We start from the raw sequence: 24,497 nt of genomic DNA on the forward strand, positions 1-24,497 counted from the left end.
CGTCGGTGCCGGCGGCGCCGCCCAGACTGGTCCGCGTGAGAAAGAACCGCCGCCTGCATCCCGCCTGGCTGGTCGCCGCCGTCGCCTTCGTGGCGCTGGTCGGCGCGGCCGGCTTCCGCGCCACTCCCTCGGTGCTGCTGCACCCGCTGCACGAGGAGTTCGGCTGGCCGCTGGCCACCATCTCCGCGGCCGTCTCGGTCAACCTGCTGCTCTACGGGCTCACCGCGCCGTTCGCCGCCGCGCTGATGGACCGGTTCGGCATCCGCCGGGTGGTCTCGGTGGCGCTGCTGCTGGTCGCCGCGGGCAGCGGGCTGACGGTCTTCATGACCGCCTCCTGGCAGCTGCTGCTCTGCTGGGGCGTGCTGGTCGGGCTGGGCACCGGCTCGATGGCGCTGGCCTTCGTGGCCACCGTCACCGGGCGCTGGTTCGTCCGCCGACGGGGCCTGGTCACCGGGGTGTTGACCGCGGGCGGGGCGGCCGGGCAGCTGGTCTTCCTGCCGCTGATCGCGGTTCTGGTGCGCGACCACGGCTGGCGTACGGCGGCACTCGTCGTGGCCGGAGCCGCGCTGGCGGTCGTACCCCTGGTGGTGTGGCTGCTGCGCGAGCACCCGGCGGATCTCGACCTGCCCGCCTACGGCGCGACCGAGGTCGTCGCGGCGCCACCCGCGACCGGCGGCGCGGCGACCCGGGCGCTGGGCGCGCTCGCCACCGCGGCCCGGACCCGGCCGTTCTGGCTGCTGGCCGGCGGGTTCGCGATCTGCGGCGCGACCACCAACGGCCTCGTCGGTACGCACTTCGTGCCGGCCGCGCACGACCACGGCATGCCCGAGACCACCGCCGCCGGGCTGCTCGCCCTGGTCGGGCTCTTCGACATCGTCGGCACGATCGCCTCCGGCTGGCTGACCGACCGGGTGGACAGCCGACTGCTGCTCGGCGCCTACTACGCGCTGCGCGGGGCGTCCCTGCTGCTGCTGCCGACCCTGTTCGCCGGCACCGCCAAGCCCAGCATGCTGGTGTTCATCATCTTCTACGGCCTGGACTGGGTGGCCACCGTGCCGCCGACCGTGGCGCTGTGCCGGGAGTACTTCGGCACCGCCGGGGCGGTCGTGTTCGGCTGGGTGTTCGCCGCCCACCAGCTCGGCGCGGCGGTCGCGGCGACCGGCGCGGGGCTGGTCCGGGACCAGCTCGGCGACTACGCCATGGCCTGGTACGTGGCCGGCGGACTGTCGATCGGCGCGGCCGGGCTGTCGCTGCTGCTGCGCCGGCGGCCGGGTAAGCCGGTGGCCGAAGCCGTGCTGGTCGCCGCGACCGCGCCCCGGGCCTGGAGCTTCCGGGGCTGAGGCGCCACCCACCTCGGCGGGCCGATGCCAGCCCGACGTCAGTCGACGACCCGGACGTCCTTCCAGAACGCCACCCGGTCACGCACCATCTCGGCGTCGGGCTTCGGCTCCGGGTAGTACCAGACCGCGTCCTCGCTGGTGCTGCCCTCGTGCTCGAGGGTGTAGTAGGAGGCGGTGCCCTTCCACGGGCAGACGGTGTGCGTCGCGGACTCGCGGATCAGGTCGTCGCGCAGGGCGGAGCGGGGGAAGTAGTGGTTGCCCTCCACCAGCACGGTGTCGTCGCTCTCGGCGACGACCAGGTCGTTCCACACAGCTTTCGGCATACGACCCAGACTAGGCCGTGGCACCGACGGCGGCAGCGGTCGCGGCGGCTCAGCGGGTCGGTTGTGGATCGGTGACGTCGGCCACGGTGGCCGCGAGCGCGGCGATCGCGGTGTCGGCGTCGACCGCGACGGCGAGGCCGCGCTCGCCGGCGCCGAGGGTGATCTCCCGGCCGCGCAGCCGCTCGTCCGCGATCACCGGCCAGGCGGTGCTCGCGCCGAACGGGGTGATGGTGCCGCGCTCGTAGCCGGTGGCGGCGAGCGCGCCCGCCGCGTCCGGCATGGAGAGCCGGTGCACCCCGAGCAGGGTGCGCAACTTGGGCCAGGAGATGACCCGGTCGCCGGGGGTGAGCACGAACAGGTGGTCGTCCGCGCCGCGGCGGACCACGATCGTCTTGACCACGTCCGGGACGGCCACGCCCTGGACGGCGGCGGCCTCCGCCAGGCTGCCGACCGCGCCGTGCGAGATCAGACGGTAGGGCAGGCCGGCGGAGTCCAGGGCGGTGATCGCGGGCGACGGCATGCCCGCCACGGTAACCGTCGGGCCTGGCACCGGACGGGAAATGGCCACCGTCGACATCCCACGGTTTCCGGGGTACGGGCGTAAGGTGATCACATGCGCGCTGAGCGTGTGGATCACTCCTTTGACCATGATCAAGCGGTGGACACGCTGCGGCGGTCGTACGCCGCGGTGCCCACGGGCGAGCCTGTCCGGCTCGCCAAACGCACCTCCAACCTGTTCCGCCCCCGGTCCGCTCCCCGGACCCCGGGCCTCGACGTGAGCGGCCTCGGCCGGGTGCTGTCGGTCGACCCGACCGGGCGCACCGCCGACGTGCAGGGCATGTGCACGTACGAGGACCTGGTCGACGCGACGCTGCCGCACGGGCTGATGCCCCTGGTGGTGCCGCAGCTACGCACCATCACCCTGGGTGGGGCGGTCACCGGCCTCGGGATCGAGTCGACCTCCTTCCGCAACGGCCTGCCACACGAGTCGGTACGGGAGCTGGACGTGCTCACCGGCTCCGGCGAGATCATCACCGCCCGGCCGGAGGGCGAACACGCGGACCTGTTCACCGCGTTCCCCAACTCCCTGGGCAGCCTCGGCTACGCCACCCGGCTCCGCATCGAGCTGCAACCGATCGGCCGGTACGTGGCGTTGCGCAACATCCGGTTCACCCGGCTGGAGGCGCTCACCGACGCGATCGCCGAGGTGACCGCGACCCGGTCCTGGGCCGGCGAACCGGTCGACGCGATGGACGGGGTGATGTTCAGCCCCGGCGAGGCGTACCTGGTGCTGGCCACGTTCACCGACGCGGCCGAGCCGCCCAGCGACTACACCGGCCAGGCGATCTACTACCGGTCGCTGCGCCAACGCACCCGTGACGTGCTCACCGCGTACGACTATCTGTGGCGCTGGGACACCGACTGGTTCTGGTGCTCGGCGGCGTTCGGCGCCCAGCACCCGGTGATGCGGCGGCTCTGGCCGGCGCGCTACCGGCGCAGCGACGTCTACCACCGACTGGTCCGGCTCGAGCACCGGCACCAGGTGGCCGCCCGGATCGACCGGCTGCGCGGCCAGCCGGCCCGGGAGCGGGTGGTGCAGGACGTGGAGATCCCGCTCGAACGTACCGCCGACTTCCTGCGCTGGTTCGCCGGCGCGGTGGGGATGAACCCGGTGTGGCTCTGTCCGTTGCGGTTGCGCGAGCCGGCGGGTCCCGGTTCGGCGCGGTCGTGGCCGCTGTATCCCCTCCGGCCGGGGCAGGACTACGTCAACATCGGGTTCTGGGGGAGCGTGCCGATCGCGTCCGGCGCCGCCGACGGCGACGTCAACCGCACGATCGAACGCAGGGTGTCGGAGTCGGGCGGGCACAAGTCGCTCTACTCCGACGCGTACTACGACCGGGACGCCTTCGATCGCCTCTACGGCGGCGACACGTGGCGCGCGGTGAAGGACCGCTACGACCCGGACCACCGGCTGACGGGACTGTACGAAAAGGCGGTAGCACGAGCATGAGCCTGACCGACCGAGATCAGGGGGCGGCGAGCGTCCCCGCCACCCCGCCGGCGGGGGGCCGGCATACGGGTCCGACCGTGGCGGATGTCGTCCGCGCGGTCACCGCGGGGCCGCTGCCGGTGCGGATCACCGGGTACGACGGCAGCGCCGTCGGCCCGACCGATGCCGGCATCACCCTGTCGATCCGTACCGAGCGGGGGTTGTCGTACCTGCTCACGGCCCCCGGCGACCTGGGCATGGCCCGGGCCTACGTCAGTGGTGACCTGGCGTTGCAGGGGGTGCATCCGGGCGACCCGTACGAGGCGCTGCGGGTGCTCAAGGACGAGCTGCGGCTGCGCCCACCGTCGCTGGCCGATGGGCTGACGCTGGTCCGGGGGCTGGGCTGGGAGCGGCTGCTGCCGCCGCCGGCCCCGCCGCAGGAGGCGCAACCGCGCTGGAAGCGGGTGATGAACGGGCTGCGGCACTCGCGGGTGCGCGACAGCACGGCGATCTCGCACCACTACGACGTCTCCAACGCCTTCTACGAGAAGGTGCTCGGCCCGTCGATGACGTACACCTGCGCGGTGTTCCGGTCTCCGGAGGACACGCTGGAGCAGGCCCAGGCGGCGAAGTACGACCTGGTCGCCGGCAAGCTGGCGCTCAAGAAGGGGATGCGGCTGCTGGATGTGGGCTGCGGCTGGGGCGGCATGGTGCGGCACGCCGCGCGCGAGTACGGCGTCAAGGCGCTCGGGGTGACCCTGTCGAAGGCGCAGGCCCAGTGGGCGCAGGCCGCGATCGAGCGGGAGGGGTTGACCGAGCTGGCCGAGGTGCGGCACCTGGACTACCGGGACGCGCCCGCGGAGCAGTTCGACGCCATCTCCTCGATCGGGTTGACCGAGCACATCGGGGTGCGCAACTACCCGGCCTATTTCGGGGCTCTGCGCGACCGGCTGCGGCAGGGCGGCCGGCTGCTCAACCACTGCATCACGCGGGCGGACAATCGCGCGCCGCACCGCTCCGGCGCGTTCATCGACCGGTACGTCTTCCCCGACGGGGAGCTGGCCGGCCCGGGTCGGCTGATCAGCGAGGTGCACGACGCCGGACTGGAGGTGCACCACGACGAGAACCTGCGCCAGCACTACGCGCTGACGCTGGCCGCCTGGTGCCGCAACCTGGTCGAGCACTGGGACTTCTGCGTCTCGGAGGTGGGTGCGGGCACCGCCCGGGTGTGGGGGCTGTACATGGCCGGGTCGCGGATGGCGTTCGAGCGCAACGGCATCCAGCTGCACCAGGTGCTGGCCACCCACAACGGCCCGGAGGGCCGGAGCAGCTATCCGCTGCGGCCCGACTGGCTGCCCTGACCGTCGCCGCCTGAAGCCGCGCCGAAAAGTCGGCGCGGCTTCTCGCGAAGCGATTGACAAACAAGTTTTGTACGTACAAACTGATTTTGCCATGAGAGACGTCCTGTACCTGGAGCAGATCGAGCAGGCCGAGGTCCTGCTCAAGCCGCAGCGCGTCGAGGTGCTGCGGCAACTGGCCGAACCGCGCACCTGCACCGAGGTCGCGGCCCGACTCGACCAGACGCCGCAGCGCGTCTACTACCACGTCAAGCAGCTCGTCGCGGCCGGCCTGGTCGAGCTGGTCAACGAGCGCAAGGTCCGCGGCATCACCGAGGGCATCTACCAGGCCGTCGCCCGCTCCTACTGGCTCTCGCCCCGGCTGGTCGGCCGGATCGGGCTGCGCCGGGCCCGTGACGAGCTGAGCCTGGGCTACCTGCTGGACCTGATGGAAGAGGTCCAGGCCGACGTCGCCGCCCTGGACCGGGCGGCGCCCGAGCTGCCCTCGATCGGGGTCTCCGGCGAGATCCGGGTGCCGGCCGAGCAACGCCAGCAGTTCCTGCACGACCTGCAAACCGCACTTCAGGACCTGTTCACCCGCTACGGCGGCAGCGAAGGGGATGCCTTCAAGCTCGCCGTGGCCTGCTATCCGAAAGGGAACGACCATGAGTGAACCATTGAAGGTGCAGGCCCGCCTCTCGGCGCCCGTCGGACGCGTCCGCCAGGCCCTGACCGACCCGGCCGAGCTGCGCCTCTGGCTGGCCGAGCACGCCGAGGTCGAGCTGCCCGAGCGGTACGAGTTCTGGGGCCGGTACACCCCCGAGGGTGACGCCCCGCACCAGCGGCTGCTGCACGCCGACGACCACACGCTGCGCTTCACCTGGCTGCTGGACGGGGTGGAGACCACCACCGAGTTCCAGCTGACCGCCGAGGGCGCGGACAGCACCGTGCTGACGCTGACGCAGAGCCACTTCGACTTCGCTGAGGCGATGAGCGGCTCCAGCATCCGCGGTGTGTTCCAGACCTACTGGGCGCTGGCCGTCGCCAACCTGGCCGCCCACCTGGAGGGCCGGCCGCTGCTGCCGCGCACCGACTTCACGTCCGCCGACCTGCGCGGCGAGCTGGTCATCGCTGCCCCCGCCGACAAGGTGTGGCAGTCGCTGACCGACTCCGAGCAGGCCAGCGCCTGGTTCGGCTACCCGATCGGCATCGAGCCCTGGGTCGGCGGCCGGTACGCCATGGGCGGCTTCGACGCCGGGTACGCGGCCAAGGTGGTCGACCTGGAGCCGGGCCGGAAGATGTCCGTCGACTGGGGACCCACCGGCGTCACGACCTGGGAGCTGGCCGAGTCCGGTGGCCGGACCACGCTGACCTTCGTGCAGAGCGGCTTCGACGAGGGCAACCCCCCGTACGCGGCCTGGAGCGGGTCGGTGTCCGGCCTGGCGGAGCTGCGCCGCTTCCACGAGGTGCCGGACTGGCAGCCGATCTGGCTCGCCGCCGACGTGCCCGGCCTGGAGCCCGAGGCCACCGCAGCGGCCAGCTGACGCGGTAACCGCTCCCGCGAGCGCCGGCCCACCGCACCACGGGCCGGCGCTCGCCGCGCTTCCGGTGGCCGCACGGGTGATTTACCGGGCCGGATTGGGTACTGACGTGCGATGTTCTTCATCTTTGGTCTCCGTACCAAGGCCGACCGTTTGGGTGTCGCACAGCAGGTCTGCCGCAACTGCGGCAACCACGCCGCGCAGGTGATCACCCGCCGGTCGACCAGGTTCACCCTCTTCTTCATCCCCCTCATCCCGATCCGCACTCGGTACGCACAGCAGTGCACGTTCTGCGGGGCGCAGTACGAGATCTCCAGGTCCGACGCCGAGCGCCTACCGGTGGGCTGAACCGCCGATGGCCCGTTTCCTGTGTTGGCTGATCGGCCGTCAACCTCCGCCTGCCGGCGCTCCGGTCCACACCGTCCCGCGCGCGCCCTGCACGCCCGGGCGGCGGAAACGCCGCCGTGCCCGCCGCCCGCTGGCCGGCACCGCGCTGCCCCGCTCGCCCTGGAACCGCTCCGCCGGCCGCTGACCACCTCCGTCGCACACCCACCTCCACCGCCCATACCGGTGGCTGGCGGCTGATCGGCCGCCTGGATCGCGGCAACGACCTGTCTCAGTTGCTGGTAGTCGCCGCCGGCCGACCCGGGGCCCGGTCGGCCGGGAGGTCTCGAACCTCGCGGCGCACCACCGCAACGAAGCGCCTGACCGCTGGAATCAGCGGTCAGGCGCTTCGTCGTTGCCTTCCCTCGAACCACCCGTGCGGCCGAAGAGCGGACCATTCGGAGCAATCCCGATGAATCTCGCTGACAGTCGGATCAGGGAAGACAGCCTGAATTAGGGAAGACAGCTCCTGTATCGGGCAAACATGGAACAATTTCACCATAGGGCGCCAACCGCCCTCGCGTGCCTGCGCCCTTGACGGGTGGTCAAGTGCCCCTGCCGATACCGGGCCCAGGCCTCGTCTAGGAGGGAACAGCAGTGATGGTGGGACGTACTCGACTCTGGGCTTTGGCGGTAACGGCCAGCGCGGCGGTGGCCGCGACCACCGTGGGAACCGCGGCCATGGGCGACGGGCGAGCCGATTCGGGCGACAAGCGCGAATCGCACGACTCGTGGGACTGGAGTGGCTCGCGGGATGAGAAGGGGCGGGACAAGAAGGAGACCGTGCGGGCGAGACTCAGCGGCTACGAGGAGGACCCGCTCACGATCTCGACGCCCGGGAACGGGCGGTTCGAGGCGAAGATCGACGAGCGGAACAAAGAGATCACGTACCGGCTGAGCTACGACGACCTGAAGGACGTCCAGCAGGCGCACATCCACTTCGGTGGGCGGCACCAGAGCGGCGGCGTCGCGGTCTTCCTGTGCTCGAACATCAAGGACGGGAAGGGTGGCCCGTCGAAGGGCGTCCAGTCCTGCCCCGAGGCTCCGGCCACGATCAAGGGGACGATCAAGCCGGATGACGTGGTCGGCCCGGCCGACCAGGGCATCGAGCCCGGTGAGTTCGACGAAGTCGTCGACGCGATCGAGGCCGGTGTCACGTACGTCAACGTGCACACCAAGAAGTACCCGAACGGCGAGATCCGGGGCCAGATCAAGACCGACGAGGACCGGGAGAAGAAGGACGAGGACCGAGACTGGGACGCCGGCGACAGCCGGGCCTGGGACGAGAGCGGCTCTGACAAGGGTGACGAGTGGGGCTCTGACAAGAGCGACGAGTGGGGCTCCAACAAGGACGACGAGTGGGGCTCTGACAAGGACGACGACTGGAACTCGGACAAGGGTGAGGACCGGGAGTCGGACAAGGGCCACGACAAGGCCGACGACAAGGCCGACGACAAGGCCGACGACAAGGCCGACGACAAGGCCGACGACAAGGCCGACGACAAGGCCGACGACAAGAGCGACGACAAGAGCGACGAGAAGTGATCCATCGGCACTCGACCGACTGAACGCCCGACCCGCATGACGGGGGTCGGGCGTTCGGCCGTGCCGGGTCCCACTGCGGTGCCGCCGTGCCCGCCGGGACCGGGAAGGCCGGGCTGCCGGGGCCGCAGTGTCGGGGACGCGACCGCCAGGGGTGCCCGGAACTCGCCGGTCGGCCCTGGCGAGGGCACGCGGGCGCTGGCTAGGCTCTCCAGGTTTGCCGGGGACCGGACCGTCCGTCGAGGTGCCCGCATGAGAGGGAGCCGGAGCGATCGTGCCGCCGCAGGACGTGAAGCAGGCCGACTCAGCGCGCGCCGCCCCGCCCCCCAGCGGCCCCGTGTCGGCCGGGGCACCGCCGGTCGGCTCTCTGCCGGACGGACCCAAACCGACGACCGTCGTACCAACCCCGGCCGGTCGCGCCGGCCTGCTCGCCGCGGCCGGTGTCGTGGTGCTGGAGGCGCTCTGGCTGGTTGCCGCGCTACCCGGCGCTGCGCTGGTCAGCGACCTGGGCGCGCTGCTGGTCGCCGGTTGGGCCACCGGCGCCTGCGCCGGGGCGGCTCGCCGGCACCCGGCTCCACTGCGCCGGTTCTGGACGCTGCTCGCGGCCACCATGGCGCTCGCCGCGCTCGGCCGGGCGATCTGGACGGCGCAACGGGTCGGCGGCGGGGACCTGCCGCACACGCCGCTGGTCGGGGCGGTCTTCACCGCCGGCATCCTCACCGGCACCGCGGCGCTGCTCTGTTCACCCTCCGCGCCCCGGACCGCCGTCGGGCGAGCCCGGGCGCTGCTGGACGGGGTGATCGTCGCGCTGGCCCTGGTGCCGATTGGCTGGGTGCTGGTGTTCCGTGGCGTCGCCGCCGCCGAGCTGGCCGACCCGGCCCGCACGCTGGGACTGCTCTACCCGATGTTCGACCTGATGCAGCTCACCATCCTGGTCGCGGTCGCCGGCCCGGCCCGAACGCTGTGGCGGCCGATGAGCGTGCTCGCGGCCAGCCTCACCATGCGGGTGGTCGCCGATGCCGGGTACGTCTCGCTGGTCGCGCGCGGCGACTACGCCGCCGGTCATCTGATCGACCTGTGCTGGCCGCTGAGTTACCTGCTGATCGGCCTGGCCGCCGGGTACCCGCCGCCGCCGGACTGCGACGGCACCGACGAGACGGCCGAGTCGCCGCCGCCGTGGTGGCGGGTGGCGTTGCCGTACCTGCCGGCGGGTGGGGCGATCATCGCGGTGGTCCTGGCCCGCCGGCCCACCGGGCAGGCCCCGCAGCTGCTCTTCGTGACGATGATGGCGCTGGTTGCGGCCCTCGCGGTACGCCAGGGGCTGGCCGCCAACGAGAACCTGCGGCTGGTGGCCCGGCTGCGCCGGCTCGCGTACGGCGACCAGCTCACCGGTCTGCCCAACCGGCTGTTGTTCAACCGGCGGCTGCGCACAGCCCTGCGCGACGGCCGCCCGGTGGCCGTGCTGCTGCTTGACCTGGACGGGTTCAAGCAGGTCAACGACCGGTTCGGGCACGCCACCGGAGACACCCTGCTCACCGGGTTGGCGGCCCGGATGCGGACCGCGGTCAACGGTGACGGCACCATCGCCCGGCTCGGCGGCGACGAGTTCGCAGTGCTGGTCCACGGCGACCGGCCGGTGCCGCCGGAGCAACTCGCCGAACGGCTGCTGGACGCCCTGCGACCCTCTGACGGAGACGAGGACGTCGGCGTGCATCCGTCGGCGAGCATCGGCATCGCCGAGTACGGCCCGCAGCACGCCTCCCACACCGACCTGCTGCGCGACGCCGACATCGCCATGTACGCGGCCAAGGCGGCCGGGAAGTCCGCGTACCGGACGTGCACCCCGGCGCTGCGCGAGTCGGCCGTGTCCCGGGCCGAGCTGATCGCCGACCTGCGCCGGGCCGTCGACGAGGAGCAGTTGCACCTGGAGTTCCAACCCATCGTCGACCTGGCCACCGGCGCGGTGCGCAGCGCCGAGGCCCTGGTGCGCTGGCGGCACCCCCGGCTCGGGACGCTGCCGCCGGCCCGTTTCCTGCCGCTGGCGGAGGAGACCGGGCTGATCCTGCCGATCGACCGCTGGGTCATCTACGAGGCGTGCCGGGCCGCGGCGACCTGGCGGGACCGGGCACCGGAGGCGACCATCGCGGTGAACATCTCCGCGGCGCACCTGCGCCGGCCGGACCTGATCGCCACGGTCACCGAGGCCACCGCCGACGCCGGTCTGGCGCCGCGCGCCCTGACCCTGGAGCTGACCGAGTCGGCGCTGATCGAGGGGACCGAGGCGGTGCTGGAGCGGCTGCGCCAGCTCCGGGAACTGGGCATCGGCATCGCCATCGACGACTTCGGCACCGGCTACCCGTCGCTGAGCTACCTGCACCGCATCCCGGCCACCGAGCTGAAGATCGACCGTTCGTTCGTGGCCCGGCTGGGGGCGGACGAGCGGGCGTACGCCACGGTGGAGATGGTCACCCGGCTGGCCGGCGCGTTCGACCTGGCGGTGGTCGCCGAGGGGGTGGAGACCGAGCGCCAGCACGCGGCGGTCACCGCGATCGGTTGCCCACGCGGTCAGGGCTATCTGTACGGGCGGCCGGACGGCCCCGGGACGGTGGGTCAGAATCGGCCTTGACCCTGACGTAGCGGCAGGCGGGAGCCTGGTTCCCGGAAGGGAGGGGAACCATGGCGCACACGGTGGGTCAGGTCGCGAAGGTCGCCGGCGTGACGGTACGGGCGCTGCACCACTACGACGAGATCGGGTTGCTCTCGCCGAGCGGGCGAACCGCGGCCGGCTACCGCCGCTACGACGACGCGGACCTGGAACGGTTGCAGCTCGTCCTGTACTACCGGGAGCTGGGTTTCCCGCTTGAGGAGATCGCCGCCATCATCGACGACCCGGCGGCCGACCCGGCCGCGCACCTGCGCCGCCAGCACGAGCTGCTGACGGTACGGATCAAGCGGTTGCAGGAGATGGTCACGGCGATCGAGTTCGCGATGGAGGCGAGCAAGTTGAACATCCAACTCACTCCGGAGGAGCGGTTCGCCGTCTTCGGCGACTTCAATCCCGAGGAGCACGAGGCCGAGGCCGAGCAGCGCTGGGGCGACACCGACGCGTACCGGGAGTCGAACCGGCGAGCGTCGCGCTACACCAAGGACGACTGGCTGCGGATCAAGGCGGAGAACGAGGACTGGGGCCGACGGATCGTCGCGGTGCTGGCCTCGGGCGCCCCGGCGGACGGCCCCGAGGCGATGGAACTGGCCGAGGAGCACCGGCAGATCATCGGCCGCTGGTTCTACGAGTGCTCGTACGAGATTCACACCGGGTTGGCCGACATGTACCTGGCCGACGAGCGGTTCACCCGGCACTACGAGGACATCGCCCCGGGGCTGGCGGCGTACCTGAACGAGGCGATCCACGCCAACGCGATCAGCCGCGCCTGATCGGCCGGGAGGCGACCGGAAACAGGGGTCGGTGCGGTCCGGCTACTCTGGCCGGACCGCACCGCGGTCAGCGTCGATCGGCCACCGGCCGGCGGGCGCGCCGCTCGGGGGAGATGACCGTGAACAAGCCGAAGCTGGTCGCCGCGGGCGCCGTCCTGGTCGTGGCGATCGCCGCCGGGGTGTGGGCCCTGGTCGCCGGGGGCGACGAGCCCGACGCGGGTCGCCCGGCGGCCGGCGCGTCACCCGCCCCGGCCGCGACCGACCCGGTCAGCGTGCTGGTCGCCGCCGCGACGAAGATCGACCAGCAGACCTACAAGCTGACCCTGGGCGCCGGCGCGGAGGCGGGCGGGGACGGCACGGTGGTGCTCTGGGATCCGAAGGCGCGGCGCGGCCTGGAGACCACCTCGCTCAAGGTGCCAACCGGCGAGGTGAAGATCGAGCGCCTGACCACCGGGCCGGACGTCTACGTGCGGGTGACCGCGCCGGACCGGCGGGTGCCGGTCTGGGACGGCCGCACCTGGTGGCACGTCGGTGCCCCCGGCGCGCCCGCCGCCAAGCAGGGCCTGGACAACACCCGGCTGGCCGGCACGTTGACCGCGCCGGCCCAGGTCCGACAGACCGGTGCCCGGGAGTACGCCGGCACGCTGGACCTGCGCGAGAGCGGCGCGGTGCTGGGCAGCGGGGTCGGGGCCGTGCTGGGCGACCGGGCGGCGGCGGTGCCGTTCACCGCCACCGTCGACGAGCAGGGGCGGCTGGTCCGCTACCGGATCGAGCTGGCCAGCGAGCAGTCGCAGACCGCGCAGCTGGACCTGACGTACTCGGACTTCGGTCTGCCGGTGACGGCGGAGCCGCCGGCGGCCGACCTGGTCGGCGAGGACCCGCCGGCGAACATCCCCGGCGCCTGAGCCCGGCTCATTCCTCATAGGCCCCGTCCGTCGGGGTGACGAGGTAGTCGTAGACGGTGCGGGCCATCCGGCGGACCGTCTCGTCGCCGGTGTCCATCGGCCCGGCGGTGAGGAACGCGACGGCGGTCTCCGAGCCGGGGATCAGGTAGTAGCCGACGTCGTGCGAGGCGTCCGGCAGGTCACCGGTCTTGTGCGCCACCGGCACCCCGGGCGGCAGCGCCGCGGGGATCTTGGTGTTGAGGGTCTGTTCTCGCATGAAGCCGATCATCAGGTCGCGGGAGGCGGGGGTGAGGATCTCGCCGTCCCAGACCGCGCCGAGCAACGACACCACGTCGTCGGGGCTGGTGTAGTTCTCCTCGCCGCGCTGGGCCGCCGCGCTGTCGAGCATTCGGCGGGCCAGGATGGTGGACCGCTGGTTCATCGAGTCGATCAGCGCGTTGACCGGGGCGAACCCGCCCAGGTAGGTGATCAGCACGTTCGCGGCGATGTTGTCGCTGTACTTGATCAGGTACTGGGCGAGCCGGTGCAGGGTGACCACCTGCGGGAACGTCTCGAACTGCAGCTGACCGGTGCCGCCGACCACGTCGGCTGGGGTGACCAGTACGCCGTCGTCGAGGGAGACCTGTCCACAGTCGACGCGGCGGAGCAGTTCGACCAGGATCCACAGTTTGATCACGCTGGCCGCCTTGGGGCGGAGCGAGCCGTTGACCGCGATCTGCTGATCGCCGTACTGGCCGGACAGGTCCCGGACGGTGACCCCGGCAGGGTTGAGGCTCGCGTCGGCGACCACCCGGGCGAGTTGCCCGCTGAGCGGGAACAGCCGGGCTCCCGCGACCGGATCGGTGTGCGGCTGTGGGCTGGTGACCACCACGCCGGTCAGCTCGGTCGGCGGGTGGTGGTGCCGGGTCACCGCAAGCGTGCCCTGACTCCGCCCGATCAGCGGCACCCGGTAGCGGTAGCTCCTGCCCTCGACGGTGACCTCGCCGGTGGCGACCCCGGCGGCGACGCGCATGTCCGGGTCGGCGACCCGGCCGGTGTCGCCGTCGCAGGCGCGGTACCGCACGGTGTGCCCGAGCGAGTCCACCGCGAACACCCCGCCGGGGAACGACAGCCAGGACACCTCGCTGGTCGGCGCCCGCTCGGGCGTCGGCTCCGCCCCGGGCTCGTCCCCCGGGTCGGCTCCGTCCGCTTGCCCGACCCCGTACCCCGGCTCGCCCTGGTGTTCCGGCCCTGGGCCGGGACCGTCCGCGGTGGCCGGCCCGGTCGTCGCGACCATGATCAGCGCGACCGCCGCGATCAGCCACTTCCGGGGTACGCGGGTGGAGGGGACCAGCCGAGAAGATGAGTGCTTCTTGTCGCTTTTTCTCACGTTTGCACGATATGGAGCGTGGGCGGCGGGTGGGGTCGTCGGGATCGGCGTCACCCGTCCGGGCGGTTGTCAGGTCGGTGGCGCCGTGGGGAAGCGCTCCGTGGGCAGGCTGGGCGCGAGCCGGCGCATGGAGAAGAACGTGGGCGCCAGCGCGTCGTACAGTTCGGCGAAGAGCGGCAGCAGCGCCGCGTACGTGGCGGCGGCGGCCGGGTCCGGGCGGACGGTCTCCTCGATCCGCGCCAGGTCGGTGGCCACGTCGATGCTGGGGATCAGGCCCAGCGCCTGCATGCCGAGCAGGGCCGCGCCGAAGCCCGACCCCTCGGGCCCGGCCGGGAAGCTCACCGGCAGGCCGAGCACGTCGGCGAGCATCTGCCGCCACAGGCCGCTGCGGGCGAAGCCACCGCCGGCCCGGATCTCGCGGACCTCGTTGCCGGCCGCGCGCACGGAGCTGAGCACCAGCGCGAGCTGCTGGCAGACCCCCTCGAGCGCGGCCCGTATCAGGTGCTCCCGGCGGTGCGCGTGGGTCAGCCCCACGTACGCGCCGCGCGGTAGCGCGCTCCAGTGCGGCGCGCGCTCGCTGTGCAGGTAGGGCAGCATGATGAGCCCGCCCGAGCCGACCGGCGCCCGGGCGGCCAGCGCCACGAGCTCCTTCTCGGAGCGCTCGCCCAGGTCCGGGGCGAGCGCCTCACCGGCCCAGCGGAGCACGATGCCGCCGTTGTTGATCGCGCCGCCGACGACCCAGCGGTCCTCGGTCAGCGCGTAGCAGAACACCCCGCCGAGCGGGTCCACGCCGGGCCGTTCGACCGTCGCCCGCATGGCGCCGCTGGTGCCGATCGTGCAGGCCACCATGCCGGGGCGCACCGCGCCGAGGCCCAGGTTGGCCAGCGGCCCGTCGCCGGCGCCGACCACCACCGGGGTGCGCTGCGGCAGGCCGGTCGCCGCGGCGGCCTGCGGGGTGAGTCCGGGCAGCACGGTGGTGGTGGAGACCAGTTGGGGCAGCTGGTCCTCGGTGATGCCGGCGATGGCCAGCGCCTCGCTGTCCCACTCCAGCCTGTGGATGTCCATCAGGCCGGTGGCTGAGGCGACGGAGTGGTCGGTGACCAGCGCGTCGCAGAGCCGCAGGAGCACCCAGTCCTTGATGCCGACCCAGTGGGCGACCCGTTCGAAGAGCTTCGGCTCCTGCTCGGCGAACCAGAGCAGCTTGGGCAGCGGCGACATCGGGTGCATCGGTGTCCCGGTCCGCCGGTGCAGGGCCAGGCCGGACGGCACCGCCCGCAGGCGCTCGGCCTGCCGGGTGGCTCGCGCGTCGGCCCAGGTCAACGACGGGGTGAGCGGGTTGCCGGCCGGGTCGAGCCCGATCAGGCTGTGCATCGCGGAGCCGAACGACAGCCCGACCACCGGTTCGTCCAGCTCAGCCACCACCACGCGGATCGACTCCAGCACCGCGTCGAGGATGAGGTGCGGGTCCTGCTCGGCGTACCCGGGCTGCGGACCGTCGAGCGGGTAGCCGACCGACTGGCTGGCGAGCTGTCGTCCGCCGGTGTCGTACGCGACGGTCTTGGTGCTGGTGGTGCCGACGTCGACGCCGATCACCACCCCGGGCCGGATGCTCTGCGGCACGATCGTCACCCCCTCCGCACGGCGGTGTCGCGGCGTCGCCACCCGGCTGCGGCTGACGTTACCGAGACAGCGGCCGGCGGCACGCCGGACCGCATGAACGTCGGCAGCACTATCGCCCTATCGTGCTGTTTGATCCGCCGATCGGCTACTTCGCCCCTTTCTGGCGTGTCCGGGTGGCGCGCCGCCGCTGTTAACACGTGTGACACCCCGGTTGGTGGCCTGCGCGGCGAAGGAGTCGGCGTGGCAAAGACTGATTCGACGGGTTCCACATGGCGGTACCGGTGGGCGCACCGGCAGAACGTTCGGCGGGTCAGCACGTTCCGCGGCGCGGAGGCGGCGTGGCGGCGACGCGACGACGAGTTGCGCCGGCTGCGCGCCCTGGCCGCTGACTTCCAGGGCTCCGCGGCGGCCGGCGCCGGCCTGCCGCTGGAGCTGGCGGGCGACGAGGTGGTGCTCTGGGCGCTGCCGGCCGCGCAACTGGTCGAGGTGCGGCACAGCACGGTGCTGCCCGCGCCGGATCTCACGGTCGCCCCGCCGTCCGGGCCGCTGCGCCCGCGCCGCCCGGACGGCGTCCGGTTCACCGACGCCGGCATGGCGGTGATCACCAGCCGTCGGCTGGTGCTGCTCGGTGGTCGCGGCCGGCGCGACTGGGCGTACGGCAGGATGACCGGCCTGGCCCACGACCCGGCGGCGCCGGTCACCCTGATCCAGGTGCTGGACCGGCGGCGTACCTCCGGGCTGATGCTGCCCACCGACGCGGCGGCGGACTTCCGGTTCAAGCTCACGCTGGCGTTCGCCGACGCGATCGAGCAGCGCCCCACGGTGCTCGCCCAGCTCGACGAGCTGATCGCCGAGCACGCCCAGCTCAAGCCGTTCCGGCCGGCCGCGGCCACGCCCGCGCAGGCCCGGCTCTCCGCGCTGGTGCCCGGTGGGCGGCGGACCGTCGCGGTGGCCGCGGCCGTCGCGCTCCTGGTGCCGGCGGCGCTGATCGAGTCGGACCCGTCGGACCCGACCGGTGGCGCCGAGGTCGCGGTCGCCGCCACCCACGCGCCCACCCCCAGCGTGGTCCCCGCGCTGGTCCGCCCGGCGGCCACACCGCCGGCGCCCCGCACATCGCCGAAGCCGGTCAAGGCACCGCGCCCGTCGCCAACCGCGACGCGCGACCCGCGCTGCGGGGCGCCGGTGAACCCCCTGGGGTACGACTTCTGCGGCGGCACCCGCATCCGCCGGCCGGCCGCCGAGGTGTGTGACTGGTTCGACTGTGTGCCGCAGTTCTGGGCCGGCCGGGGCTACCTGGTGCAGTGCCGTGACGGCTCGGTCAGCCTGACCGGCGGCCGGTCGAACGCGTGTGCCGAGCACCGAGGCGTGCGGCGAACTGTGACAAAGTGACCGTTTAATACCGATTTCGGTACTGCCGTCGCCTTCGGTCGGCCAGAATCATCGGGTGGAGATCCGGTCCGACGACGGCGCCCGGGTGCGGATCCGCCCGGTCGGCTACCAGCCCGGCATCGACCCGCCCGACGACACCGACCGGGCCGCGCCCGGTTGGCGCGACTGGCTGCTCATCGAGGTCGACGCCCGCACCGCCGACGGTCAGACCTGGTCGCACCACTACCCGAGCCTGATGGTCGAGGAGGCCCGCGCGCTGAGCGGCTGGCTGCGCGGGCAGGCGAAGGCGGCCGCCGGGTCGAGCCCGGCACCGGCGATGGTCCGTTTCACCGAACCCAACCTGGCCCTGCGGAGCCGGGTGATCCGCCGCCGCCGGCTGGAGCTGATCGTGGAGTTCTCCGCCGAGTCACTGCCGCCGTGGATGCGCCGGCCGTCCACCGCGATCTACCCGTTGATCCTCACCGTCTCCGCCGACGTTCTGGCCGTCGCCGCCGAGCAGTGGACCGAGCACTGCGAGGCGTACCCGCCGCGCGCGCCGTCCCGATTCCCGGCCCGAGGTCCGATGCCCGGCCCGCTCGGCTAGAGTGATCTTCGTCAGCCACGAGAGGAGGTGAGCCCGGTGATCGCCAACCGTCATTCCTGGGCGCTCTTCTCGGCCATCCCCCTCAGCTGACCTTCCGCGTCGGGGAGCGCCCTCCTGTTCGGAGGACCAATGACCTTCTCCCCGTTCCGTATCGACGTATCCGATGCGGTCCTCGACGACCTGCGGGCCCGGCTGGCCCGTACCCGCTTCACCGACCGCAGCGGCCACCAGCCGTGGCAGGGCGGCGCCGACCCCGACTACCTGCGGGACCTGGTGTCCTACTGGCGCGACGGGTTCGACTGGCGGGCCCGCGAAGCGGAGCTCAACGCGTACCCGCACCACCTGGCCGTCGTCGGCGGCCGGAAGCTGCACTTCCTGCACGTCCGCGCGGAACGTCCGGCCGGCGCGCCCGCGACGCTGCCGCTGATCCTCAGCCACGGCTGGCCCAGCAGCTTCGTCGAGATGCTGCCGCTGGTCGACCGGCTCACCGACCCCGCCGGGCATGGTGGCGCCTTCGACGTGGTGGTGCCGTCGCTGCCCGGCTTCGGCTTCTCGGAGGTACCCGACGAGCCGGTGACCCGGGCGATGCTCGCTCGGACGCTGCACGAGTTGATGACCGACGTGCTCGGCTACGAGCGTTACGGCGCCTTCGGCGGGGACGTCGGCGGGGTCGTCACCGGCTGGCTCGGTGCTCTGTACCCGGAGCAGGTGGCCGGCATCCACATGATCCATCCACCGTTCCCGGCCAGCTTCGACGCCCGACCGCTGTCGGCGGCCGAGCAGGCTTACCTGGACGCCGAAGCCGCGTACGACGAGACCGACGGCGGTTACAGCGCCATCATGGGCACCCGGCCGGACACTCTCGCGGCGGCGCTGGTCGACTCCCCGGTCGGGCTGGCCGCCTGGCTCGTCGACAAGTACCGGGACTGGAGCGACAACCACGGTGACCTGGCGAACAGCTTCGACCGGGACACCCTGCTCACCATCATCACGCTCTACTGGGCCACCGGCACGATCGGCTCGTCGTTCCGGCAGTACGTCGACTTCGACCACAACACCCCGCGGCCCGACATCACCGTGCCCGCCGCGTTCACGGTGAGCACCGAACCCTCGCAGGCCAACATGCCCCGCTCCATCGCCGAGCGGGCCTGCACCGACATCCGGCACTGGAGCGAACCCGGACGGGGCGGGCACTTCATGCCGCTGGAGGAGCCGGACCTGCTCGCCGGTGAGCTGAGGCAGTTCTTCACCTCACTGCGTCCGTAGTGACAGGTGGCGGAGCCGGGTCGGTCGTCGGCCCGGCTCCACTCTTGGTCTGTCACGCCCGCAAGCGTCGCCCCGTCAGGTCTGTATGAGAACAATCGTGCGGTCCGCCGCCGCCCTGCTGGGCCTGGCCAGCGCGGTCGTCGGGGTGTGGGCGCTGCTCGCGCCGGCCTCGTTCAGCGCCTGGGCCGACTTCCCGCCACACCGGCACTTCGTGCACGACATCGGCGCCTTCCAACTCGGCATCGGCGTGACCCTGCTGCTCGCCACCATCTGGGCGGACGCGCTCACCGTGGCGCTGGCCGGCTACGCGGTCGGCGGAACGGCCCACACGGTGGTGCACGTCGCCGACCGCAATCTCGGCGGCACCACCGGTCAGACCGTCGCGATCGCCGGCGCCGTGGTGGTGGCCGCGGTGGCGTTCGCGTACCGATGGCGGGAGCGGGGCTGGGTGCTCGGCACGGTCTCGCAGTCCAGCGCGCCGGAGCTGACCCCGTTCGGCGGGCAGAAGACGGTCCTGCTGACGACGTACCGCCGCGACGGCCGCCCGGTCGGGACGCCGGTGAGCATCGCCGTGGCCGGCGACCGGGCGTACGTGCGCAGCTTCGAACGAGCCTGGAAGACCCGGCGCATCGGCAACAACCCGACGGTCACGGTGGCCGCCTCGACCGCCCGCGGCGTGCCGACCGGACCGGCGGTCCAGGCCACCGCCCGCCGGCTGACCGGCCCGGAGTACGACGCCGCCGCCCGCACGCTGCGCCGCAAGTACCCGCTGCTGCATGGGGTGCTCGTGCCACTGATGCACCGCCTCGGACGGCGTAGGACCGGCCGGACCGTCCACTTCGCGATCGTCCCCGCTGACGCCACGGCACGGCTTGGGGTGCTCTAGCTCGTCAATTTTCTCCTTTCGGGAACAAAGGGAAGCATCGATCCCGTCCGCGTTGCCTGTCCCGTGGATGAGCGGTTGTACCGCGTGTGACCGTGACTTCACTGGCATGTTCCCCTTGGCGGATTGCCTGGGCCGAGCGCGAGAACCAGCGGCGACGGCGCGAGTACCGCAGCGAGACCGACGCCTGGCTGCGACGCAACGACCACCTGACTCGGCTGCGGGTCGAGGCCGCCGGGTTCCTCGGGTGCACCCAGCCGCGTACCGGCCTGCCGGTGGACCTCGACGACGACGAGCTCGTCTTCCGCGTACTTCCCATCGCGGAGCTGGTCGAAGCCGAGGCCCGGCACGTCGCCGGCCTGCCGACGCCGGGTCCCGCCACCTTCGCCGACACACCCGCCGGCCCCCTGCCGAACGGCCTGCGGGTCGTCGACGCCGGCATGGCCGTCGTGACCAGCCACCGGGTGGCGTTCGCCGGGGGCGAGCGCCGGCGCGAATGGCGGTACGCGGACCAAGCCGCCGCCGCCCACCACCCCGACGTCCCGCTCACTCTGCTGCACACCACCGACCGCAGCCCGCTCGCCGGGCTGCTGGTGCCGGCCACCGCAGCGGTAAACGCCCGCTTCTACCTCACCCTCGCCATCGCCGTTGCCGCCGGAGAACGCGCCGCCGTCACCGCGCAGCTCGACGCCCTGCTGGACGCCCACCAGCGCACCCGGCCAACGCCGCTGCCGTTTGCTGTGCCGGAGGAGGCGCCGTTGACGGCGCTGCGCCCCGGTCGCCGGGTGGTCGCCGTCGCCACCGTCGCGATGGTGGTGTTCGCGACACTGGGCCCCGGCGCACTCGGGCCCGGGCAGGCAGGCACCGTGCAGCGGGCAGAAGAGACCGCTGTCACCACCCCAGACGCTCCGACGGCTGTCGACGTCCTCGTCCCGGCCCTTCCCGTCGGCCCGGTGGCGCCGGAGCGGGGGAGGGCCGAGTCGGTCGCCCGTACGGTGCCGGCCCGAACCATCGGCGGCGCGCCGTACGCCCCACCGAGCACGACTTCCGCGCGGCCGGCGGCCCCGGTTGCGCCGGCACCGTCCACCGCTGTGGGCCCGCCGACCGCTGAGGGCCCGCCGACCGCTCCGGGCCCGTCCGCCAGTACGGCGCCGACGCCCGGGCCGGCTTCGACCACGGACCCGCCCCCGGTGAACCGCTCGATCATGCCCACCGCATCGCCCACACCGACCGCTCCGGCCTCGCCCAGTCCATCGCCGTCGCCGGACGCCGCCCTGCTCACGCTCTGCCTGGATCCCCTGCAGCTGCCGCTGCTGGACCGGCTGCTCTGCCCGCCGACCGAACCCTGACGCGTCGGTCTGTCGGCCATTGTGCGTGGCTCAGCCGGTGGCGTCTTCGTGCGTGGCTCGGCCGGTAGCGCCTTTGTGTGGGGCTCAGCCGGTGGTGCCGAAGTCGGGGACGGTGATGGTGCCGTCCTCGCCAAGGGGGAAGCCGGGGTTCCAGGCGATTTCCCACACGTGACCGTCCGGGTCGGTGAAGTAGCCGGCGTAGCCGCCATAGAAGGTCTCCCGGGCGGGCTTGGTCGCCTCCGCGCCGGCGGCCACCGCCGCGGCGATCACCTCGTCAACCTCTGCTTGTGAGCGGACGTTCTGCGCCAGGGTCACCCCACCGAAGCCGTCGGTGCCCTGATCGTCGATGCCCGCGTCGGCGGCCAACTTGTCGCGGCCCCACAGCACGACCGCCAGGCCGCCGGCCTGGAAGAACACCGTCTCCTCGACCTCCTGGCCGCGCCAGCCGAGGTGTTCGTAGAACGCTCGTGCCCGTGCCACGTCGGTGACGCCGAGGGTGACCAAACTGATCCGTTGTTCCATGTCGGTAGGTCCAATCACTCCGGGGTGTGGCAGACGGCTTCGACGTTGTTGCCGTCCGGGTCGCGGACGAACGCGGCGAAGTAGGTCGGGTGGTACTCCGGCCAGACCCGGGGCGCGTGCAGCACCTCCGCGCCGGCCTTCACGGCGGCGTCGTGGAACGCCTGGACGGCGGCTCGGTCGTCGGCCGTGAAGGCGAGGTGTAGTTCGCGGGCCTCGTCGGGGGTTTCGGTCGGGCCCAGCCAGAAGTCGGGACGGTCCCGGCCGTAGCCGATGACGTTCGGGAACTCCAGGAGGCGGCGGCCGGCGAGCGGGGCGAGCACGGCGTCGTAGAAAGCGGCGCTGGTCGGCACGTCGCGGACCTGGATGGACATGTGGTCGATCATCGCGGGCTCCTCCAAGCGTCTCCGAGTGGGCTGACGCCACGCTAGCGGCGGGGTACGACGTGTGGTCCGTGTTCGCCGTGGGTCGCCACCAGGCACCACCCCGCTCGTCGCACGGGTGCTCGGACCGGCCTATCCAGGGCTGCCGACTCCCGGGGGATTCCTACGACGCCGCCGTTGCCTGCTCGGTCGGCGGCGCCGCGACCGGCCGGATCCTTGGCCGCGCCAGGGCGCTCGGCCACCAGGTGCGGGGACCGATGTGCAGCGCCAGCGCCGGGACGAGCAGGCTGCGGACCAGGAACGTGTCGAGCAGCACCCCGACGCCGATGATGACCGCCGTCTGCACGGACGGCACCAGCGGCAGCACGCTGAGCGCGCCGAACGTGGCGGCCAGCACCACGCCCGCGCTGGTGATCACCCCGCCGGTCACGGTCAGCGCATGCAGCACGCCCTGCCGGTGCCCGAGCCGCGCCGTCTCCTCCCGAGCCCGGGTGGCGAGGAAGATGGTGTAGTCCACGCCGAGGGCGACGAGGAACAGGAACGTCTGCAGCGGAATCCCGACGAAGAGTTTCGGGTAGCCCATCGCGTCGAGGATCAGCCCGGCCGCGCCCATCGCCGCGGCATAGGACAGGACCACGCTCGCGAGCAACAGCAGCGGCGCGACCAGCGCGCGCAACAGCAGCACCAGGATGACGAAGACGACCGCCAGTACCAGCGGCACCACGACCCGGTTGTCCCGGCCGACCGTCCGCTCCTCGTCGAGCAGGTACGCGGTGTCCCCGCCGACCAGCGCCTGCGCACCCGGCACGGCGTGCACCGCGGCGCGGAGCCGGCCGACCGTGTCCAGCGACGCGTCGCTGTCCGGCGTGTCGGCCAAGACCGCCGCGATGCGCACCCAACGCCCGTCCGGCGAGCGCTCCGGCTCGCCCACCGCGGCAACCCCCGGCACGGTACGGGCGGCGGCCACCACCTGGTCGGTCGGGCCGGCGGCGGCCAGGATCTCGGCGGGTGCGACGGCTCCCCTCGGGTAGTGCGCCTCGATCATCCGCTGTCCGGTGACCGAGCCGACCTCCTTGGTGAAGGACTCGTCATGCGGCATGCCGATGCTGAGGTTGCCGATACCGAAGCTCAGGGCGACCAGCGCCGCCGCCGTGCCCAGCCACACCGCGCGGGGCCGCCGACCGACGAAACCGGCGATCCGGCGCCACACTCCGTGCTCGGTCGCCACGTCGAGCCCGACCGCGTCCGGTGCGAAGCGCGGCACGAACGGCCAGAACAGCCACCGCCCGAAGATGACCAGCACGGCCGGCAGCAGGGTGGTCATGGCGAGGAATGCCGCGACGATCCCGATCGCGCCGACCGGTCCGAGCCCCCGGGTGGACGGCAGTTGCGCGGCGAGCAGGCACAGTAGGCCGATCGCGACGGTCGCCGCCGAGGCGGCGATCGCGCCGATCGACCGTCGCAGCGCGACGGCCATCGCCGCGTGCCGGTCGGCGTGCCGGCGCAGTTCCTCCCGGTAGCGGGCGATGAGCAGCAGGGCGTAGTCCACGCCGACACCGAAGACCAGCACGGTCAGGATGCTCTGGCTCTGGAAGTCCACGGCCAGCCCTGCGTGCCGGGCCAGCAGGTACACCACGGCGCTGGCGAGTTGGTTGGCGACCGCGACCGTGATGAGCGGGATCAACCACAGGACCGGGCTGCGGTACGTGATGAGCAGCAGCAACGCGACGGCGGCCGCGGTCGCCAGCAGCAGCGTGCTGTCCATGCCGGCGAACGCGTCGAAGACGTCGTCCTCGCCGCCGGCCGGGCCGGTGAGCGCGGTCCGCAGGCCGGCCGGCGCGTCCGTACCCAACTGCTCCTTGACCTCAGCCACCGCGTCGGCCCGCTGGTCGGCGTCCCCGCTGACCGGGAAGGAGACCAGCAGCGCCTGCCCGTCCTCGCTGACCACCGGCGGGGGCACCTGGCCGCCGTCGGCGTACCGGTCGAACGCCGTGCGGTCGGCGTCGACCTTGGCGCGGTCGGCGTCGGTGAGCCCGCTCTCGCGGACGTAGACGGCGACGGCCAGGGGCTTCTGCGAGTCCGGGAAGGCCTCCTCGGCCCGCTGCGCCGCCCGGCTGGCTTCGGCGGTGGCGGGCAACGCGCCGAGGGTGTCGTTGTCCTGCACCTCGGTCAGCTTGATCGCCAGCGGCCCGGCCGCCGCGACGAGGACGAGCCAGAAGACGAGCATCACGTACTTGCTGCGTCGGCCGGACGGCATTGCGGCCAGTCGGTGCCGCGCGGTTTCCTTTTGCCTGGTCATGCCTTCGATCCTTCGGCCGTCGCAGGTGGAAGGCAGGGGT

The 24,497-nt window shown here is 72.6% G+C and carries 22 protein-coding genes; 15 read left to right on the plus strand and 7 right to left on the minus strand.

Features of this window, described 5'->3' with window-relative positions; translation table 11 throughout:
• Positions 1–35 precede the first annotated feature (35 nt).
• Positions 36–1,340 (plus strand): MFS transporter, encoded by a 1,305-nt coding sequence (locus tag ABZU69_RS03515; protein WP_354962824.1) that lies wholly within the window; start codon positions 36–38, stop codon positions 1,338–1,340.
• A 38-nt stretch (positions 1,341–1,378) separates the two neighbouring features.
• Here the strand turns inward: ABZU69_RS03515 and ABZU69_RS03520 are convergent, their stop codons facing one another.
• Both ABZU69_RS03520 and ABZU69_RS03525 read right to left on the minus strand, forming a co-directional pair.
• The gene (locus ABZU69_RS03520; RefSeq protein WP_354962825.1) at positions 1,379–1,663 is read right to left on the minus strand and encodes a DUF427 domain-containing protein; all 285 of its coding nucleotides are present in this window, start codon (positions 1,661–1,663) and stop codon (positions 1,379–1,381) included.
• A gap of 49 nt (positions 1,664–1,712) precedes the next feature.
• Positions 1,713–2,183: a YbaK/EbsC family protein gene (locus tag ABZU69_RS03525; RefSeq protein WP_354962826.1), complete on the minus strand. Its 471-nt coding sequence runs from the start codon at positions 2,181–2,183 to the stop codon at positions 1,713–1,715.
• A 93-nt stretch (positions 2,184–2,276) separates the two neighbouring features.
• On the opposite strand from ABZU69_RS03525, the gene ABZU69_RS03530 reads away from it, so the two are divergent.
• From ABZU69_RS03530 to ABZU69_RS03570, 9 genes are all read left to right on the plus strand, one after another.
• A complete protein-coding gene (locus ABZU69_RS03530) occupies positions 2,277–3,674 on the plus strand; it encodes an FAD-binding oxidoreductase (protein ID WP_354962827.1) in 1,398 nt (465 codons plus the stop codon).
• A complete protein-coding gene (locus ABZU69_RS03535) occupies positions 3,671–5,014 on the plus strand; it encodes a class I SAM-dependent methyltransferase (protein ID WP_354962828.1) in 1,344 nt (447 codons plus the stop codon). The genes ABZU69_RS03530 and ABZU69_RS03535 overlap by 4 nt, the downstream gene beginning before the upstream one ends.
• Before the next feature lie 91 nt (positions 5,015–5,105).
• The gene (locus ABZU69_RS03540; RefSeq protein ID WP_354962829.1) at positions 5,106–5,663 is read left to right on the plus strand and encodes a helix-turn-helix domain-containing protein; all 558 of its coding nucleotides are present in this window, start codon (positions 5,106–5,108) and stop codon (positions 5,661–5,663) included.
• On the plus strand, positions 5,656–6,534 hold the full coding sequence (locus tag ABZU69_RS03545; RefSeq protein ID WP_354962830.1) for an SRPBCC domain-containing protein: 879 nt from the start codon (positions 5,656–5,658) through the stop codon (positions 6,532–6,534). Before ABZU69_RS03540 ends, ABZU69_RS03545 begins: the two co-directional genes overlap by 8 nt.
• Positions 6,535–6,645: 111 nt before the next feature.
• Entirely contained in the window at positions 6,646–6,879 is a 234-nt protein-coding gene (locus tag ABZU69_RS03550) for a zinc-ribbon domain-containing protein (protein WP_354962831.1), read from the plus strand.
• 663 nt (positions 6,880–7,542) lie between these two features.
• Positions 7,543–8,460: a CHRD domain-containing protein gene (locus tag ABZU69_RS03555; protein ID WP_354962832.1), complete on the plus strand. Its 918-nt coding sequence runs from the start codon at positions 7,543–7,545 to the stop codon at positions 8,458–8,460.
• Between the two features lie 271 nt (positions 8,461–8,731).
• Complete coding sequence (locus ABZU69_RS03560) at positions 8,732–11,083, plus strand: EAL domain-containing protein (RefSeq protein WP_354962833.1); 2,352 nt, start codon at positions 8,732–8,734, stop codon at positions 11,081–11,083.
• 50 nt (positions 11,084–11,133) lie between these two features.
• Positions 11,134–11,892 (plus strand): MerR family transcriptional regulator, encoded by a 759-nt coding sequence (locus ABZU69_RS03565; RefSeq protein ID WP_354962834.1) that lies wholly within the window; start codon positions 11,134–11,136, stop codon positions 11,890–11,892.
• A gap of 119 nt (positions 11,893–12,011) precedes the next feature.
• Positions 12,012–12,797, plus strand: coding sequence for a hypothetical protein (locus ABZU69_RS03570; protein WP_354962835.1), 786 nt, complete (start codon positions 12,012–12,014; stop codon positions 12,795–12,797).
• Positions 12,798–12,804: 7 nt separating this feature from the next.
• Here the strand turns inward: ABZU69_RS03570 and ABZU69_RS03575 are convergent, their stop codons facing one another.
• Positions 12,805–14,166, minus strand: a complete 1,362-nt coding sequence (locus tag ABZU69_RS03575; RefSeq protein WP_354962836.1) for a serine hydrolase — start codon at positions 14,164–14,166, stop codon at positions 12,805–12,807.
• Between the two features lie 69 nt (positions 14,167–14,235).
• The gene (locus tag ABZU69_RS03580; RefSeq protein ID WP_354962837.1) at positions 14,236–15,786 is read right to left on the minus strand and encodes a gluconokinase; all 1,551 of its coding nucleotides are present in this window, start codon (positions 15,784–15,786) and stop codon (positions 14,236–14,238) included.
• 240 nt (positions 15,787–16,026) lie between these two features.
• Here ABZU69_RS03580 and ABZU69_RS03585 point away from each other — a divergent pair, with 240 nt between their 5' ends.
• The 5 genes from ABZU69_RS03585 (at position 16,027) to ABZU69_RS03605 (ending at position 21,256) form a co-directional block, all read left to right on the plus strand.
• Complete coding sequence (locus ABZU69_RS03585; RefSeq protein ID WP_354962838.1) at positions 16,027–17,175, plus strand: hypothetical protein; 1,149 nt, start codon at positions 16,027–16,029, stop codon at positions 17,173–17,175.
• 55 nt (positions 17,176–17,230) lie between these two features.
• On the plus strand, positions 17,231–17,758 hold the full coding sequence (locus tag ABZU69_RS03590; protein ID WP_354962839.1) for a hypothetical protein: 528 nt from the start codon (positions 17,231–17,233) through the stop codon (positions 17,756–17,758).
• A 129-nt stretch (positions 17,759–17,887) separates the two neighbouring features.
• Positions 17,888–19,024 carry an epoxide hydrolase family protein gene (locus ABZU69_RS03595; RefSeq protein WP_354962840.1) on the plus strand — a complete coding sequence of 379 codons (1,137 nt, stop codon included), beginning with the start codon at positions 17,888–17,890 and terminating at the stop codon, positions 19,022–19,024.
• 85 nt (positions 19,025–19,109) lie between these two features.
• Positions 19,110–19,910, plus strand: coding sequence for a PPOX class F420-dependent oxidoreductase (locus ABZU69_RS03600; RefSeq protein WP_354962841.1), 801 nt, complete (start codon positions 19,110–19,112; stop codon positions 19,908–19,910).
• A gap of 92 nt (positions 19,911–20,002) precedes the next feature.
• Positions 20,003–21,256 carry a hypothetical protein gene (locus tag ABZU69_RS03605; RefSeq protein ID WP_354962842.1) on the plus strand — a complete coding sequence of 418 codons (1,254 nt, stop codon included), beginning with the start codon at positions 20,003–20,005 and terminating at the stop codon, positions 21,254–21,256.
• 84 nt (positions 21,257–21,340) lie between these two features.
• On the opposite strand, the gene ABZU69_RS03610 is transcribed toward ABZU69_RS03605, so the two are convergent.
• From ABZU69_RS03610 to ABZU69_RS03620, 3 genes are all read right to left on the minus strand, one after another.
• The gene (locus ABZU69_RS03610; protein ID WP_354962843.1) at positions 21,341–21,778 is read right to left on the minus strand and encodes a VOC family protein; all 438 of its coding nucleotides are present in this window, start codon (positions 21,776–21,778) and stop codon (positions 21,341–21,343) included.
• A gap of 14 nt (positions 21,779–21,792) precedes the next feature.
• Positions 21,793–22,161 (minus strand): VOC family protein, encoded by a 369-nt coding sequence (locus ABZU69_RS03615; RefSeq protein WP_354962844.1) that lies wholly within the window; start codon positions 22,159–22,161, stop codon positions 21,793–21,795.
• Positions 22,162–22,321: 160 nt separating this feature from the next.
• A complete protein-coding gene (locus ABZU69_RS03620; RefSeq protein WP_354962949.1) occupies positions 22,322–24,415 on the minus strand; it encodes an MMPL family transporter in 2,094 nt (697 codons plus the stop codon).
• Between the last annotated feature and the right edge of the window lie 82 nt (positions 24,416–24,497).

This window comes from Micromonospora sp. NPDC005206 (genome assembly GCF_040608175.1).
Taxonomy (GTDB): domain Bacteria; phylum Actinomycetota; class Actinomycetes; order Mycobacteriales; family Micromonosporaceae; genus Micromonospora.